We start from the raw sequence: 17091 nt of genomic DNA on the forward strand, positions 1-17091 counted from the left end.
AACCGACGGGGCGGCAATCGGATGGAAAACGGATCGGGCCCCGCTCAGCGGGGCCCGATCCTGGGAGGGAATGGCCAATGTGGCCGGATTGGCATCGTGCGCGTTCAGACGGGTACCGGCGAACGGTTAGAACCGCAGGACGCGCTCGGGGTTATTCGTTCTCGGCAATGTACTTGCCGGTGAGGTAGCCGAATGTCACGCAGTTCATACCGTAGTTTGCTCCCTCGATCATGAACGTGTAGGTGCCGGAGAACATATCGCCCACCATGGTGCCCACGTTGTACAGGCCCGGGATGGGATTATCCTCGGCATCGCACACCTGCATGTGCACATTGGTGTTCAGGCCGCCCATGACAGTGAGGAAGCCGAACGTGTCGGTCCATTCGCCGTAGAACGGGCCTTCCGCGATGGGATGCAGATGCTTCGGATCCTTGTGGAAGTCCTCGTCGACGCCTTTCGTCGCCAGCTCGTTGTAACGCTTCACCGTTTCGATGGTCTCGGCGGGCAGGCCCAGCTTCTCGATAACCTCCTCAACGGTTGCACCGGTGACGTAGTTCGGGTTCTTGCCCGACGCTGCCTCCGCCCACGATGCCTTGACGGCAGCCACGGCTTCATCGCCGGTCATCATGGAATCATTCGTCCAGTCGCCGGAAACGGCCTCGTAGTTCGCGTAGCCGGCATCCCAGATGGCAAACGCCTTCTTCTCGGGCAGCATCATGATGTTCTGGCTGGCCAGGGGGCCGATGCAATTCTCGTTCATGAAACGCTGGCCGTCGCGGTCGACGAGCAGGCCGAGGTGGTTCGTGTACAGGTTGCGCGGACCAGGCCCCCAATACGCGCCCATCGTGCAGTTCGGGAAGCTCTTCTGCCAGGCGGCGCCTACCCACAGTCCCATCTTCTGGCCCTGCCCCTTGAAGATACCGCCGTAGCGGAATCCCTGATCGTAGTCAGGCTTGCCATCGTACACGTCGTCGGTGACGTAGTCGGCGGTCTCGGGGCAGAAGCGGTGCATCATATCGCGGTCGCCGGAGAAGTCGCCCGTGGCTAAAACGATTGCCTTCTTGCCCACGTACTTGGCATAGGTATCGTCCTCGCGCTTGCAGATGACAGCGGTCACGCGGCCGGTGTTGTCATCCTCGCGGATGAGCTGCTCGGCAACGTTCTTGTAGTAGATCTTGCCGCCTAAATCCTCTTCGAGGTGACGGGCGAGCTCCCACACAAACAGCGGCTGCATTTTGCCGGTGACGACCTCAAGGCCCTCTTCCGGCGGCGTCTGGCCGTTAAGATCCCAGCCGACGGCCGCAGTGCGCTGCAGGTACAGGCTGTCCTCGTCGTCAGGCGTGCCAATCTCAATGGTGATACCGTAGCCCGCCTTCTCCATAAGATCGCAGGCCCAGTTCATGGCTTCTTCGGAGTTGTTGTAATGTTGGTACCACTTGCGCTGATCGACCTTGTGCGTCTGGCAGAAGATCTCCTTCTCATACTGCTCGACCGGAACGCGGGGGTAACCCTCTTTCTCGAACGCCTTGCAGTACACGGCGTTGTTCGAACCACCGCGCGACGTGGGCTTGGTGGATGCGGACGCGATGACCACATCAAGGCCGGCTTCAGCCGCGCTATTGGCCGTCATGAGGCCCGACGTGCCCGCACCGACCACGATGACATCGGCTTCGATGGTTTCGGCAATGTCAGAATCAGCAATAGGCTCGGGGGGGATTTCGAACGACCACTTGCGCTGCATGGTTTCCGCGGTGTTGTACGCTTCGCCGTCAGCGGTCGCGGTACCCTGGTCGGACGCGTTCGAAGGTGCGCAACCTGCAAGCGCGGTGGCGCCGACGGCGCCGACGGCCGTCATGGCAGCACCCTTGAGGAAACTCCTGCGATTCAGTTCCATAGTGCACTCCTTTTCGTGCGGAGACCGCGCCTCCCTCCGGCGCTCCCCTCTCCGCTCGTCGTACAACCTACGCGGCGGCGCACCGGTTCGCATCCCCCACAAAGGGGGCACCTGCGAAAACGCTCGATTGCCCCCTTTCGGGGGACACGATGCGCCATCTCGCGTCCCTGACACCAGGACGGCGCCTTTCTGAAGACAGCCGAACCTCTCCCACGATGCATGGCGAACGAGGAAGCAGGCGTTTTCACGCGTACAGGCGGAAGGAGGTGCACTCCGCGTCGGAAAGGGCCCGGCATTGAGCAGCGTGCGAGAAGTGGCGCAGGGGGAAGGCCCACCGACACTCCGACGCGAGAAACCCCGCATGTGGCTTTGGCGGGTTTGCCCCCGAAACGCTTCGATGCTGCTACTATGATCGAGCGGCACCGCGCACCGAGGCGCGCGAGCCGATCGACGGTTTCGAACAGGTGCGCGCCTGCGCGAGAGGAGAGCTTCGATGTCGAACAAGAGCCTTGCCAAGAACCACGCCAATACCTGCGTGCTCGTCACGGGCGGCGCCGGATTCATCGGCAGCCATACATGCGTCGAGCTTTTGAACGAGGGGTATCGCGTTGTGGTCGTGGATGATCTGAGCAACTCGAGCGAGGTCGCACTCGACCGCGTCCGGCAGATCACGGGACTTGCGCCGGATGACGACCGACTCGTTTTCTACGAGGCTAACATCTTGGATCGGCTTGCACTCCAGCGCATCTTCCAAAAGCACGACATCGACGCCATCATCCACTTCGCCGGCTTCAAGGCCGTGGGCGAAAGCGTGCAGAAGCCGCTCGAATACTACTGGAACAACGTTGCCGGCACGCTTGTTCTGTGCGACGTGGCGCGCGACAATGGGGTGAAGAACCTCGTGTTTTCATCGAGCGCAACCGTGTACGGCGAACCTGAATTCATCCCCATCACCGAGGACTGCCCGAAGCACGATGCCACGAATCCCTACGGGCAGACGAAGAGCATGCTGGAGCAGGTGCTCACCGACCTGTACGGGGGCGACGAAGAATGGAACGTCGTGCTGCTGCGCTATTTCAACCCCATCGGCGCGCACGAGAGCGGTCTCATCGGCGAGGACCCGAAGGGCATCCCGAACAACCTGCTGCCTTACGTGGCGCAAGTAGCCGTGGGCAAGCTGGAGCGCGTGGGCGTGTTCGGCGACGACTATCCCACTCCGGACGGTACGGGCGTGCGCGACTACATCCACGTGGTGGACCTCGCCCGCGGGCATGTGGCGGCGCTCGACTGGATGGGCGGTAAAACGGGTACGGGCGCGGCCCACACCCTTGGCGAGATTGCCGGCGAACCTGCCCCCGACGGCACGCGACGCGGTGTGGGCATCTTCAACTTAGGAACAGGCACGGGATCGAGCGTGCTCGACGTAGTGCATGCGTTCGAGCGCGCCTGCGGCAAGGAACTCCCGTACGAGATCAAGCCGCGGCGCGCAGGCGATATCGCCGAGAATTACGCCGCCTGCGACAAGGCGCGAGCCGAGCTGGGATGGACGGCGCAGTACGACCTTGACCGTATGTGCGCGGACGGTTGGCGCTGGCAATCCACGAACCCCGACGGGTACGCCACGGCTTAACGTCGTGCTGCTGTAACGAAAGGGCTGTCCGAAAACCAAGGCTCGCATGAAGGCGAACGCAGTTCGTCCTCATGCGCATCACCGTTATTCGCTCGCGCCTGATTCGGCCTCTGTCTCGGTGCTAGAAGCGCCGCCGTTCTCTTCAGAGCCTCCTGATTCCCCGGGTCCTTCATCCCCGCCGCCTTCATTGGACGATCCCTGATCGGAGGGGCTTTTGTTGCCTGAAGAGTCATCATTCGACCCACCGCTATCCGAATCGTCGTCGTATGACCTGTTCCGCGAACTTGAACCGGAGCTGCTCGACGATCCGTTGGAGCTGTTCGCATCATTTTCGGAGGTCCCTTCGTAGGCGCTGGCTGATGCCGTTATACCGCTCGGGTCGCCGCCTTCTTCCACGATCCTCATCATTTCGGCCAGGGCGGTCTTGTCGGTAAACACGTACGAGACCTCATCGATCATGCCCGTCGTCGAAGGCACCATGGCGGAGTAAATGGTGATGTCACCTTCGTCTTTGAACTGCTCGGCCAAGGCAACGATGTCGCTCACCGACAGATCCGTCGTCACGCACTGCGCCGCGCTTTGGATAACGCCCGGCAGATCCGTGATCGGCAGGGTGACCACTTTGTCGATGAGTGCGCCGATAAGTTTCCGCTGGTTCGCCGTACGCGTGAAATCGCCGTCGACGTATTGGCGGCTGCGGGCGAACGTAAGCGCCGCCTCGCCGTCGAGATGCTGCAGCCCCGGCTCTATGACCGCGTCTCCGGCCTTGGGATCATTGACGCGCGACTCCACTTCCACGTCGACGCCGCCAACGGAATCGACGAGCGCCACCAACTCCTCGAAGTTGACCTCGGCATAGTGGGATATCTCGATACCGAGAAGCTGGTTCGCCTCGCGGATGGTGGAAGCCGCACCGCCGTAGTTATAGGCTGCGTTGAACTTGTTGGTGCCGTACCCGTCGATATCGATCTTCGTATCGCGGGGGATGGACACCATGGTGAGCTGGTTGCTAGTCGGATCGACGCGGACGACAACGTTCGTGTCGGAGCGGGCACCCATCGACTCGTCGTTCGCTCGACGATCCGACCCGATGAGCATGACGTAGAAGGGCTCGGTGAACGTTTTCGTCGGGGCGAGCACGTCCTGGAGTGCGGTGAGCTCCTCTTCGGTTTTCGTGCCCGTTTTAAGCTGGTCGTTCACGGAGTTGACCCAAAGCGCGAAGGCCGAGCCACCCCCGACAACGGCAACAAGAAAAGCGGCGAGCACCCCGACAGCGATCTTCTTGCCGCGGCTCATCTTCTTCGCCGCCTGCGAGTACGCTGGATTGCTGCGTGAGTACTGGCTGGCACCCGCCTGGCGCGCGTACGCTCTGTTGGCTGCCGAGCCTTGGCTGCCGGACGTGTATGCAGGCCGATAGCCGTCCGCTGACGCGCCGTTTGCATGCGGGAACGAAGCGGCATCGCGGCGCGATGCGATGCGCCCCGACTGGGCGGCGCGAGCGGAACGGACGGCACGAGCCGACAGAGGACTGCGGGACGAGCGTGCCGCAGGTCGGTTCGTTCGGGCGTTTCTCGGTGTCATATGGATCTCCTCGACAGCATCGCATGCAATACCGCACGGTGCTCGCATCAGCCCGTTGCTGCCTTCGATAAGGATGTTTGTTCTACGGTTTCGATGGCTGAGCGCGAGCTTCCCCGATTCGACTGAGGCGGACGGTTTCGTCGCATGGCGCCTTCCCCATGAGGATGCAAGATCACACGTTTGATTTATTGTATCACCGATCCATTGAGTCCGCGTAAACGGCAAAACTGCATCTGCCAAAATGCTTAAAAACGTATTTGTGCGGTTACACGTTTACACTCGCGAGACGCTACTCTGTAACGTATGGATTTCATGCCTGAACATAGTTCGCTTGACGAAGACGATGCCATTCACACACGGTATGCTCCGATCTTAGCGGAGAACGTAAAACGTCTTCGCAAACAGGCGAATATCAACAAGAAAAGATTCGCGCTCATGGTGGAAATCGGACGCCCGTTTCTCAACAAGATCGAGAACGGCACCGCCAACCCGCGTCTATCGGTCATTGTGAAAATGGCGGACGCCCTAGAAACGACACCGGGCGATCTCTTGAAAGACTCGAGAGAGCGGTGTGGCAAGAGCGATAGGCGCGAGCCGCTTGACGGAGAGACACGTCACGCACAGTTGCGATAGGACGGAAGCCTTATTGACTCGCTTTCATCTTTCTGACATTCTGCACTGTGCATTTCGCGAGCATACGGAGCCGATGACCTGCAAGGTGAAAGCCGCGGCTTATGCGGTCGTACTTGCTGGGCTTGAATGTTCCAGTTTCAAGCACCTCTCTCCCTTCTATCGTGCAGAGCGGCAAACCCCATTTCTCCAGCCCTTAGTGACTGCATCGATAGAGCTTTCCGAAATGCGCTGAAATCATGTACTCAGTACCGCCGATTTCCTCGATCGACTGAAACGCGCAGTTCGTTTTGCGGATGGGCGCGAAGCGATAGCAATCGATGAATTGAGCTGCACCTTGGCTAATGCGCCCTATACATCATGACAAACGGAACGAAAACAGCGATAGCCATGAACGAATACACCATGATGGAAGTATAGGCCGCACCGTAAACGCCGAAGAGGGGAATAAGAATGAAGTTCAATACTATCTGGCAAACCATGCCGCTGAACGAAACAAACATATTCACGCGTATCTTACCCATCGCAGCCAGCAAATTCGCTGTCGTATAGCGCAGTCCATTGGTAACGAACGCAGTCACGAGAAGCAAATTCATCAGGGGGACGATGTTCAGGTACTGCTCGCCGTAGAAAAACCCTACCAGCGGCTCGGCAACCAAGCCCACAAGAATCGCGGCCCCGCCAACAAGTACGGCAGTGCCAATAAATGTCTTCTTATAGTTAGACCACACCCATGCCTTGTCGTTTTCTTGTTTGATGAAGTAGGGAGCTACAAAGATACCGACAGATGAGCTAAGTATCGCGATTACGGAGGGAATAGCGAAAGCGACCTTGTAGTCGGCAACCGCCGATGCATCACCGGTAAGCAAGCTTATCATCAACAGATCGTTCTGCAAAAACAAGGCCCACAGACTATTGGTAACCATGTACTGGAGCGAGTACGATCGAATTCCTCGCCGCTCTTCTTTTTCGGGAGCGATTGCGGGAACGCTGGAGAAAATGTTGTTTCGAAAGTACAGAAGAAGAACGAACGCGACGACGCAATATGCAATCGGCCACGAAGCCGCGGCGCCCTCCAAACCGGACAACGTTGCCCCTGCCGCTTTCGCACCCCAAACTAACACAACGGTCAGAACAGCCGTAAAAGCAAAAGCCCGATTCCGGAACAAACCTCTGAGAGAAAAAGAGCATGTGTCTGACAAGAACTGAAGTGGAAGAGCAAGCAACATGAGGGGAAGGAGCAGATGGGCCGTCGAAAACTCTTCCGAATGGGGAAACAGAAAAGCCAGCAAGGAAAGAACGGCAACATAGACTATGTTGAACTTCGTCCCTTGCGAAACAACGTAGTCGAAAATTCCCTTTTTTTCTGCTTCGGTTTCTTTCAGAACAAGGTATCTATATACGGCGTTGTTGAGGCCGTAGCCTGCGAAAAGACAAGCGTAAGTGTAGAGGTTTTCCATGTAACCAAGCACGCCGAACTCAGATTTCGACATGATCCGAACCAAGATCAACGATCCAAGAAACGCCGCGACTTTCGTTAGGAAAGCGCCGGAGAGAATAGCGAAGGCCCCTTTGGCTTTAAGAGAAGCGAAAACGTGTTTAATGTCCTCGATTGCCAGCAGCACAGCGGCGCAATCTTACAGTAAGCCCATCAAAGTTCGCGCGGAAAACTCCAAGTCTTCCCGTATCAGATACGGCCCCATCGGCAGACTGAGCACGGTATCGCACAAGCGCTTCACCACGGGGCAGCCGTCAGGACATAGATGTACGCCCTCGAAAGCCTTCTGCTCGTGCATGGGCTTGGGGTAGTAAACCATGGTGGGAACCCCCTTCTCTTTGAGCGCACCCTGGAGCGCATCACGATCGGAGTCTTCCGGCAGCTGCACGGTGTACTGGGCCCATGAACTGCAAAAGCCCTCGGGGATCTTCGGTAGGACGAGGCCGCTTCCCGCGAGAGTCTCGTTGTAGAGTGACGCCGCCCTGTTCACAGCGCTGAATTCGTATTGCTCGAACGCGTCGAGCTTAGCGAGCAGTACAGCCGCCTGGATCGTGTCGAGGCGGCTATTGACGCCAACGCGCACGTTGTCGTACTTCATCGACCCTTTGCCGTGAGCGGCAAAGCTTCGGACGAGCGCCGCCCATTCGTCGGAGTTGGTAAAAACCGCGCCCCCATCGCCGTAGCAGCCGAGCGGCTTGGCCGGAAAGAAACTTGTGGTGGAGACGTCCCCGAACGAGCACGCCCGCCTATCACTTGTGGAACCGCCAAAACCTTGCGCGCCGTCTTCCAAGAGCAGCATACCGTGGCGCTCGCAGACCTCGCGAATCGCCAGATAGTCAGCCGGCAACCCGAACAGGTCGACAGCCACAACCGCCTTGGGGTTCAGGTCGGTCCGCTCCTCGATGAATCGCACAGCTTCCTCGAGCTTAACGGAATCGAGATTAAACGTGCGCCCGTCCACGTCCACGAACACGGGCATAGCTCCGAGCAGCGCTGGAGCCTCTCCACTCGCGAAGAACGTAAAGTCGGGCACGAACACAGCATCGCCCGGCCCGATTCCCCACGCCATGAATGCGAGTTGCAAGGCATCGGTCCCGTTGCCGCACGTAATGCAATGCTTGACGCCGACGTACGAGGCGAGGCGTTCTTCGAGCTTTGAGACCTCCGGGCCGCTGATATAGCGCCCATGATCCAGAACGCGCGCGATTCTCTCGCCAATGTCGTCCTTCAGCATGGCGTACTGCGCGTTTAGATCCCTGAACTGCATCGATCCTCCCTCAGACTCGAAATGGCGACCTCGTATTCTCTCAACATTTCAAACTCCAGTTCTCCCGGCATTCGACGGTGCAGTACGGAGTCCCCTGCGGGAACGTACTCATGTGGCTCGTTGAGCCTCTCCAGCGCCCCCACAAGCATGCTCACCTCGGTCCTATAGACTCTCATCGCCAGCTCGAAGAACGATTCCTCGGCGCGTAATTCTAGTTCCCTGCGCTCGATCACCTCGCCTGCATCGACCTCCGAACCGAGAAAATGGGTGGTCACCCCCACAGGCGCGCCTTCGAGGATAGCCCATTTGAGGGCGTCGAGCCCGCGCGCGAAGGGGATAAAGCCTGGATGCGCATTCACGATTCGATGAGTATCTACGAACTCTTGGGGAATGATCCCCGCACCGCATACGAGATAGACGTCGGCTCCGTTGGCTTCACGAACATCCAACACTTCGCTATAGCCATAGTCGAACATACGGCAGGTCTCTTCCGTCGTCGGCACGAGGTACCCCATGTCGGGACGATGCGCCACCAGCGGACGCACCTTCTTTTTATACGTCATGGGAGAAGAGAACACCTCAACGTTTTCATATCCTTTAGTCTTCAGAAGACAAAGGGCGTCGTAAGTTTTCTTGTGCGGGATGGTGTACGTTAAAATCGCCGCCCTCATGAGCTAATGCCAGCCCTTCGTGACTTCGACGATATACACTCCCGCATGCCGGACAGAGTAGGTCGTCGCGAAGTTTCGCTCCGCATTGACAAACCCACCCCCCCCCCGCTAGCCGGAATCCCCATGACGAGCGCATGGGCAGGAACATCGCGAGTCACCACGGCACCGGCAGCAACCATCGCCCATGCCCCTATTTCGACACCGCATACAATAGTGGCGTTTGCCCCGATCGACGCTCCTTCGTGCACGATGGTATGCCTGTATCCAGCAGGGCCTTTGGGGTACTTCGCCCGAGGAGTCAGGTCGTTCGTGAACACACATGACGGCCCGCAGAACACAAAGTCCCGAAGTTCTACGCCCTCGTATATCGAAACGTTGTTCTGCACCTTTACTCCGTTGCCGATGCTCACATTCGATCCCACGTTGACGTTTTGACCGAGCGTGCACCCCTCCCCGATGACGGCCCCAGTTTGAACGTGGCAGAAATGCCAGATGCGGGTCCCATCGCCTATCAAGGCGCTCTCGTCGACGTACGAACTTTCATGCACGAACGGAACGCTCATCTGATCTCCTCCTTCTTCATATTGCTATAGAAGATATCACGGGCGCCATCGATACCGCACTGGAAGAGCAGGTCGAGCGCCGTGAGATTCGAGACAAACTTGTCCTGGCGGTACTGCGGGTATTCCGGATAGGAGAATACCTGGTACTGCACCGAGATACCCTTCTCAAAAAACGACCGGTCGTCCATGTACGCCCGCGCGCCCCGACCCGAAAGGTACACACTGGCTTCGCAGGCTTCGCAAAGTCCCAGCACCAGTTCGTTGTTTCTGGCTTCGAGATCATAGGAAAGCGAGCTTTGCATCACCAAAGAAGTTTCGATGCCGTATGCCGATCGAAGCATCCCGACGCTCGCCATGTCGAGATCAAGAAGAGTGTCATAATCCACTTCGAGCACTTCTGACACAAGCGGCATCACCTCGTCAAAATATGGAGTCTTTCCGTAGTTGCATTCGATAAAGCCACGGTGCTTCTTCCTGATTTTCGGCCAGTTGGAAAGCCTTACGTCTTTAGTCGACTTCTCGAGATAGCCTTTCTTCTGGACACTCACGGACAGCAGCTTTGCATCTCCGTTGATCTGCAGAAACCTATTCCTGTGCATGGGAGAGCCGTCAGTGAACTGCACCTCGTCAAGCACGACGAACTCGTCCGTCTTCACCATCTTGTCAAGGTATCCGAGCCAGGGGAAATAGTGCGGCTGGTGCATGGCGACAACCTTCATTGCAGCCTCCTTTTAAGGGAATAGGTATGCTGGAGGCGCTCTTCACCTTTGATCGAGGTGAAGAAGTCTCCGCCGGATACCCTCTCCATGCCCAGGCGGCACGCCACATGCACCGAAGCAGCGTTTTCGCAGTCGATACAAGCAACGACCCTCTTTACGCCCACTGCTTCGAAGCAGGTGTCCACCAGGCACCGCAGCGCCTCTCCCATATAGCCGCATCCCTGGTAGAGAGGGTTGAGCGCGTAGGATATCTCGCAAGAACTCGTAACGGCATCGAAGTGGTATGCGCGAACGGTGCCGATGAGCTTGGAGGATTCGCGCAGCTCCATCCCCAGCAGCAAGTCATCGACTTCCGCGCGGGCGAGCTTGGAGGCTATCCACGACTTCGCCTCCTCCGTCTCGCGGTGGGGATGCCAATTCAGAAACTGACTGACCTCTGGCTCCGAAGTGTACTCAAACATATCGGGAGCGTCATCCAGCCTCAGAGAACGCAGGACGAGCCTGTCGGTTCGAAGCCGCACACCTTGGAGTAAGGTGACGCGGGATGCCATGACGCACGCGGGATCGAGCGCCTCATCGAGATTGGTGAAGTTGCTATCAAGGAAGGTGACGCGCTCGGCTCGCGCGCGCTTTGAGAATCGATCGAGCGATTCTTTAAGAGAGGCTTCTATCTCGCCGTACCAGAAGGGATGCGTGAGGATGTGCAGGTGCGAACACTCGTTCGATCGGATAAGATCAAGGACGGGCTTGCGCCAGTGCCTGTGGCTGTCGGAAACGTACTCAAAACTATGGAATAGCTCTTTCGAGTAGCTGTTGACGATGCCGGGAACATCCCAATCCGCCTCGAGAGCGACGTTGCTCGGACGGTGCATGGAGACGCATCGCACGGGGACCTCGAGGATCCCGCTCAAAGCAGCCGCCTCACGTTCGATCGCCGCAGGCATGTTTTCTCCCTCGTCGTATTGGGTCTCATCAAAATGCAAGCCAACATCGTGACCAAGGCCTACAATCCTCCGCAGATGCTCCGTGCAGTTCCTCTCGAAAGGGTTGTAGAAGCCCGTTCGCAGCAGAGCGAAGTAGGTCGACTTGACCCCTTCCCGTACTTCAAGCTCGGCCATCTCGAGCGCAGCAGCCGTGTCGAAGTCGATGTCGTGTCGCAATATGACGGACTTTTCGACATCCCTCCAATCCTCGTACCCACAGAACGCATATCCCTGCGTCTTCAAGGCTCTAAGCATATCCCGGTAGGCGCCGTAAGTGAAGGGCATCTGCATGCACGGCGCCATATTAAAACTCACCTTTCATGTCGGAGCTCGCGAAATTCTCGAGCGGAAGCTCAACAGGCAGGCTCGTCTTCTGGCTCTTGTAGATGGCGAGTACTATTTCGAGCGCGTCACGTCCAGCGCGCGCGTCCACGTAAGGCGCGCGGCTCTCGCGGATCGACTCGACCACATCAGCATAAAGCGATGAGTGACCGTTGCCATAAACATTGGAAGTGGGCTCCTCAAGTCCCACAATCGCCTGGTCCTCCTCGCGCTCATCGGCGAATTCCCACACGTCGATATTGTTCGTCGAGGCGCCGCCAATCTTCACGGTGCCGTTTTCGCCGAAAAGGCAAAGCGTCTCCTCCAAGTTCTTGGGGAACACGTTTGCCGTCCCCTCGACGATAGCCACCGATCCGTCGGCGAACGAAAGTACGGCGACACCCACGTCCTCAGCCTCCAGGTACCTGTGGAAACGCTGGCGCGTCTGTGCGTAGACCGAGACGACCTCTCCGCCCATCATCCAGCGCAACAAGTCTACGCCGTGGATGCACTGGTTCATGAGACAGCCGCCGTCCTGAGCCCAGGTGCCTCGCCAGGGCGCCTGATCGTAGTAATCTTTACCGCGGTTCCACCGCACATGGATCGAGCCGTGTGACATACGCCCGAATCGACCTTCCTCCATGGCACGTCGCGTATGCTGCACGGCAACATTAAAGCGGTTTTGATGACAAGCAGACACCTTCACTCCCCGCTCGTCGGCACGATGGATGATCTCGTTGGCATCGGTTATCGAAAGCGCGATGGGCTTCTCGACGATAAGGTTTTTGCCTGCATCGATGCAGTCGAGCGCAATGCGGGCGTGTTCGCCGCTCTCAGTCGCGATCGCTACGAGATCGATGTCCGGGTTTTCGACCAGCATTTCGCGATAGTCTGCGTACATTTTCGGTGCCGGCCTTTTCCGACCCGCCCGCTCAAGCAAACCCTCGGCTTTGCCAGGAACGATATCGCAGAGCGCCGCAAGCTCAAGCCCGTTAGTCTCGACAGCCTTGATGTGGTTGAGCGCTATACGACCGCATCCGATAATCGCACACTTCATGCTACAGCACCTCTTCCGAGCAGCCCGAAAGGACATCTACGATCCTCCCTGCCGCCCTGCCGTCGCCGAATGGTAGGTAATCGTCATCTATCCTCTGCGTCCTGTTCAGTACGCTTTCGATTTTCCCCCTTTCAGGGGGCACAAGAACGCAACGCCCGTCAACCATGATCTCGGGCCATACAAAAATCGTCATAGGCACCGTGCAAGGCACTTTTGCAAAGAAGGCTTCCCTCTGAACTCCACCTGAGTCGGTGATCACGTGAGCGGCGTGCTTGGTGAGAAAGATGCTTTCAAGGTAACCGACCGGCTCGGCAAGCACAATCGAATCCAGCTTACAGCAGGAGACGACATCGCGGGCGAGGTCGAGAGCGCGAGGATGCACGGGATAAATTACGGGATAGGGAAGAGCCGACGCGGCGAGCAAAATCTCGGACAGTGCGTTCAAGTTCTCCGTGTTCTCGGATCGGTGGCACGTCAGATAGCAGTAACGAGGCGGGATCTCGATCGGATTTCCGTCAATCGAAACCAATACGGGTTGAAAGGTTTCGGAATCGACGACATCACTGTAATGTAGAAAGGCATCGTACATCAGGTCGCCCACGAGAAAGGCCCGCTCACCAAGCCCCTCCTCCGCAAGGTTCCGAAGCCCCGATTCCGTCGCAGCAAACAGCACCGAACCGAGATGATCCGTGCATACGCGGTTCGCCTCTTCTGCATTTTTCAGCGATCGCGAACGAGGGCCTGCCTCGACGTGCGCTATCGGGATCCGCATTTTCACGGCAGTGAGCGCTGCAGCAAGGGTGGAGTTAGTGTCTCCGAAAAGAAGTACTAAGTCGGGGCTTTCCTCTTGGATAACCGTCTCGAGGCCGAGCATCATCCTGGCAGTCATGACCGTATGGCTTCCACCCGAAACGCCCAGGTTGTATCTAGGTCGAGGGATGGTCATCTGCTCGAAAAAAAGCTCTGACATATTGCGATCGAAATGCTGGCCGGTGTGAACCAGAATCTCTTCTATGTCGTCTCGTTGCTGGAATTCATGGGAAACCATGGCCGCCTTTATAAACTGCGGCCTCGCTCCGACCACGGTAAGCACCTTCATGCTACAGCACCTCCACATTCTCGCGATTAGCCACACCTTTCATGGCGTTCTTCGTGTCAAGCACGGCCTTCGCATGCTTCTGCACAAAGGCGTAGTTGACATTCGTGTGCGCGCAGGCAACCAGAATCAAGTCGGCCGAGGCGATCGCCTCGGCCGACAGTTCCGGGATGGACTCTTTTTCCGTACCTTTGTACCAGCAGCGCCGCACCCAGGGATCATAATACGATACCTCCGCTCCCCGCTCCTCCAGCCGTTCGATCACGCGCAATGCGGGCGATTCGCGGTAGTCGTCGATATCTTGCTTGTATGCCACGCCGAGCACAAGCACCTTGGCTCCCATCATCGCTTTACCCGCTCGGTTAAGGATACGCGCAGCGCGCGAGGCCACCCATTCCGGCATGCCATCGTTCACGGTCATCGATGCTTCAATCATGGACGTATGAAAGCCGTACTCACGCGCCTTCCACGATAAGTAGTAGGGGTCGAGCGGAATGCAGTGACCGCCGAGGCCAGGACCGGGGTAGAAGGGCGTAAAGCCATAAGGCTTGGTTTTCGCGGCGTCAATGACCTCCCATACGTCGATGCCCATGCGGTCGCATAGCATCGCCAACTCGTTGACAAGGCCAATGTTGACGTTGCGATAGGTGTTCTCGAGTATCTTCTCCATCTCGGCGACAGCCGGACTCGACACCCGCGTGACACCGCCCTCTAGCACGGCCTCGTAGAGTGCTGAGATACACTCGAGCGCATCGGCTCCGACAGCGCCGACAACCTTCGGGGTATTTTTTGTCTTGTAAATGAGATTGCCCGGGTCGACCCGCTCAGGCGAGAACCCGAGATAGAAACCTTCACCGCACTTCAAGCCCGAGCCTTCCTCCAGGATAGGCAGGATGAGCTCCTCAGTGGTGCCGGGGTAAGTGGTGGACTCGAGCACCACCATGACGCCAGTCTTGAGATGCGGAGCTATTTCGCGCGTGGAAGCCTCCATGTAAGAGGTGTCGGGCATCTGATGAACATCGAGCGGTGTCGGCACACAAATGGCAACAAAGTCGCACTCGGACACACGAGAAAAGTCGGTCGTCGCTTCGAGCATGCCGGCTTCCACAAGCGCGGCCAGATCCTCCTGGACCACATCGCCAATGTAGTTCTCACCACGGTTGACCATGTCCGCCCTTTCCACTTGCACGTCGAAGCCGACAGTCTTGAAGCCCGCCTTTGCCTTCTCAACTGCAAGCGGCAACCCCACGTACCCAAGACCAACCGTGCCACAGACAAGGTTGTGATCAGCAATTCGTTCTTTGAGCCTATTGCTATTCATACGTTAGAGATCCTTCCCGCCATTACTGGATGCAAGATACGTTTGAGAGCGTCCATCAGCTACCGTCAGAGCGCCTTAGTATTGGAAGAGAAGAGCGCAACGACTCCATGTCGGGGTAGACATACGAATCAATAAGATCGAGTTCCATTTGGACCCGCTCCTCCCACGTTCGAACGACATTTCTGGTATTTTTTCGAGCGTTTTCTCGGATCGTGTCCGAATGAGCTTCGTCAGCCAACAGCCACTCGATCCTGTCAGCCGCCTCGAAAACCCCTTCAACACGAAAACCTGTTATTTCATCAATGATCAAATCGTCTATCCACTTATCCGCCCGGGGCGCAATCATGACCGCACCAGACGCGAGAGCTTCGATGGTTGCATTACCGCGGTTTGAATAGGGATTGAAAGTCAACGAAGCTAAGGAATTGACAGCCCAACGCCCGACTAGTTCTTGTGGCACGGAACCAAGAAAATGAACTCTTTCATCCAAACTGTAATTGATTGCGTCTTTCCGAAGTTCATCGTCGAAACCCGGTTCGCTAACTCGCCCCGCAAAAACAAGATGAATATCTCGATACCCACGCAAGTCCAATTCGTGCAGCACTTCGATGCAGGTTTTCTGCCCCTTCATCCGTTCCAGGCGCGAACCGCAAAACAAATAGGTATCAGGAGCGCCAAGAATCGGCTCCGCGGACGCTTCTGACGGAAAGTCAACTCCATTTGTCCATTGGTAAGCATCAAAATGTGTCCTTTTTATATCGAGCAGAGCGAGTGTCTTCTCCATATCCGAACCGTCTTCGGTCATAAGAAGAAACTTTTTTGGCGCATAGAAAGGGATCATTCGTGGGTAGTGTCGAATAAAACACCATGATTTGCTATGACGCTCGAGCATCCACGTTGCATAGCTGCCAAATAACCGTTGGCCACATGGAACCCCTTCAAGTCGTGCATATCGCGCGCCCAGAGCACAGGCATCTCCCACTAGATACACAAAATCATAGTTTCCTTCTGAAAGATACCGTTTGACAATTGCGTTCATTCTATTAATAAATGAAAGCTTTCCCATCAACCCTTGCTTCCGAAATACCGTTTTGATGGTTTTGATTCCTTTGAGCCAATCGCATACAATGTTTAGTTGTCGAACTTCCCCATCGCTATGGATAATCATGTCGATCTCGTCTCCACGTTCGACGAGAGCCTTTAATACTTTTGTTTGCGGAGGCAATCCGTCAATTTTGGTAGCACCGTTGAACAGCAATGAATCCAGTCCTGCATATGCCGTTGCCACGTAAAGAATCTTCACAGAGTGCTCCTATTTCGCATTGAAGCCATGCGCTTGCCCTTCAAGCAGTTCTTTGTTGCTGTGATTAACGACAATACGATTTGCACCGACAACCGTAACATCTGAAGCGATGTTCTTTGTAACCACTGCGTTGGCACCGATAACCACATTATTTCCTACAGAAATGGGTCCTATGACCTTCGCTCCTGCGTAAACCACCACGTTGTCACCCAAGCATGGCGCTCCGAACGTCTCGTCCTTTTCGCCTGCACCAATTGTTACCTGATGATAGATAGCGCATCCGGATCCTAACCTTGCACTTGGATTGATGAATATTCCATTCAGATGGGGTATGAGCACTCCTCCCCCACGAAACGCGGACGCAGGCAGTTCGCAACCACTACCGAAGAGCAATATTTTCTTGCATGCAGCGAACAGGCGGCGGGGTATTACGTGCACACAACTCTGTTCGCTGCGCAAGCAGAATAGGATCCACCACTTTTTCTTCAAGGGAGAACACTTGTTACGTTTTATGTCGTACTTAAATTTCTTGCGTTCAACTGCGCGCATAGAGTCTG

General features: G+C 56.7%; 15 protein-coding genes. 2 read left to right on the forward strand and 13 right to left on the reverse strand.

Going from position 1 to position 17091, the window contains the following annotated elements; genetic code table 11:
* Positions 1-151: 151 nt before the first annotated feature.
* The gene (locus tag ABGT83_RS10195) at positions 152-1894 is read right to left on the reverse strand and encodes an FAD-dependent oxidoreductase (RefSeq protein WP_103265788.1); all 1743 of its coding nucleotides are present in this window, start codon (positions 1892-1894) and stop codon (positions 152-154) included.
* 493 nt (positions 1895-2387) lie between these two features.
* Between ABGT83_RS10195 and galE the strand changes: the two genes are divergently transcribed.
* Positions 2388-3524, forward strand: coding sequence for a UDP-glucose 4-epimerase GalE (gene galE, locus ABGT83_RS10200; RefSeq protein WP_346687400.1), 1137 nt, complete (start codon positions 2388-2390; stop codon positions 3522-3524).
* Positions 3525-3608: 84 nt separating this feature from the next.
* Here galE and ABGT83_RS10205 read toward each other — a convergent pair whose 3' ends face one another.
* Complete coding sequence (locus tag ABGT83_RS10205; RefSeq protein WP_346687402.1) at positions 3609-5105, reverse strand: LCP family protein; 1497 nt, start codon at positions 5103-5105, stop codon at positions 3609-3611.
* A 312-nt stretch (positions 5106-5417) separates the two neighbouring features.
* Here ABGT83_RS10205 and ABGT83_RS10210 point away from each other — a divergent pair, with 312 nt between their 5' ends.
* Positions 5418-5738 (forward strand): helix-turn-helix domain-containing protein, encoded by a 321-nt coding sequence (locus tag ABGT83_RS10210; protein WP_275664971.1) that lies wholly within the window; start codon positions 5418-5420, stop codon positions 5736-5738.
* Positions 5739-6076: 338 nt separating this feature from the next.
* On the opposite strand, the gene ABGT83_RS10215 is transcribed toward ABGT83_RS10210, so the two are convergent.
* From ABGT83_RS10215 to ABGT83_RS10265, 11 genes are read right to left on the reverse strand one after another with little or no spacing between them, the layout of a single operon-like run.
* Positions 6077-7360 carry an oligosaccharide flippase family protein gene (locus tag ABGT83_RS10215; protein WP_346687404.1) on the reverse strand — a complete coding sequence of 428 codons (1284 nt, stop codon included), beginning with the start codon at positions 7358-7360 and terminating at the stop codon, positions 6077-6079.
* A 12-nt stretch (positions 7361-7372) separates the two neighbouring features.
* A complete protein-coding gene (locus ABGT83_RS10220) occupies positions 7373-8500 on the reverse strand; it encodes a DegT/DnrJ/EryC1/StrS family aminotransferase (RefSeq protein WP_346687406.1) in 1128 nt (375 codons plus the stop codon).
* Positions 8482-9171 (reverse strand): formyltransferase family protein, encoded by a 690-nt coding sequence (locus ABGT83_RS10225; protein WP_346687408.1) that lies wholly within the window; start codon positions 9169-9171, stop codon positions 8482-8484. Before ABGT83_RS10225 ends, ABGT83_RS10220 begins: the two co-directional genes overlap by 19 nt.
* Entirely contained in the window at positions 9168-9734 is a 567-nt protein-coding gene (locus tag ABGT83_RS10230) for an acyltransferase (protein WP_346687410.1), read from the reverse strand. Before ABGT83_RS10230 ends, ABGT83_RS10225 begins: the two co-directional genes overlap by 4 nt.
* Positions 9731-10453 carry a WbqC family protein gene (locus ABGT83_RS10235; RefSeq protein WP_103265421.1) on the reverse strand — a complete coding sequence of 241 codons (723 nt, stop codon included), beginning with the start codon at positions 10451-10453 and terminating at the stop codon, positions 9731-9733. The genes ABGT83_RS10230 and ABGT83_RS10235 overlap by 4 nt, the downstream gene beginning before the upstream one ends.
* Positions 10450-11739 carry a GNAT family N-acetyltransferase gene (locus ABGT83_RS10240; RefSeq protein ID WP_346687412.1) on the reverse strand — a complete coding sequence of 430 codons (1290 nt, stop codon included), beginning with the start codon at positions 11737-11739 and terminating at the stop codon, positions 10450-10452. Before ABGT83_RS10240 ends, ABGT83_RS10235 begins: the two co-directional genes overlap by 4 nt.
* Position 11740: 1 nt before the next feature.
* A complete protein-coding gene (locus ABGT83_RS10245; protein WP_103265423.1) occupies positions 11741-12814 on the reverse strand; it encodes a Gfo/Idh/MocA family protein in 1074 nt (357 codons plus the stop codon).
* A 1-nt stretch (position 12815) separates the two neighbouring features.
* Positions 12816-13913, reverse strand: coding sequence for a non-hydrolyzing UDP-N-acetylglucosamine 2-epimerase (gene wecB, locus ABGT83_RS10250; protein WP_346687414.1), 1098 nt, complete (start codon positions 13911-13913; stop codon positions 12816-12818).
* Between the two features lies 1 nt (position 13914).
* Positions 13915-15231: a nucleotide sugar dehydrogenase gene (locus ABGT83_RS10255; protein WP_103265425.1), complete on the reverse strand. Its 1317-nt coding sequence runs from the start codon at positions 15229-15231 to the stop codon at positions 13915-13917.
* A gap of 55 nt (positions 15232-15286) precedes the next feature.
* Positions 15287-16534 carry a glycosyltransferase family 4 protein gene (locus tag ABGT83_RS10260; RefSeq protein ID WP_346687416.1) on the reverse strand — a complete coding sequence of 416 codons (1248 nt, stop codon included), beginning with the start codon at positions 16532-16534 and terminating at the stop codon, positions 15287-15289.
* A 9-nt stretch (positions 16535-16543) separates the two neighbouring features.
* The gene (locus ABGT83_RS10265) at positions 16544-17083 is read right to left on the reverse strand and encodes a serine acetyltransferase (RefSeq protein ID WP_346687418.1); all 540 of its coding nucleotides are present in this window, start codon (positions 17081-17083) and stop codon (positions 16544-16546) included.
* Positions 17084-17091: the final 8 nt, after the last annotated feature.

It is taken from the genome of Enteroscipio rubneri, from assembly GCF_963929405.1.
GTDB lineage: Bacteria > Actinomycetota > Coriobacteriia > Coriobacteriales > Eggerthellaceae > Enteroscipio > Enteroscipio rubneri.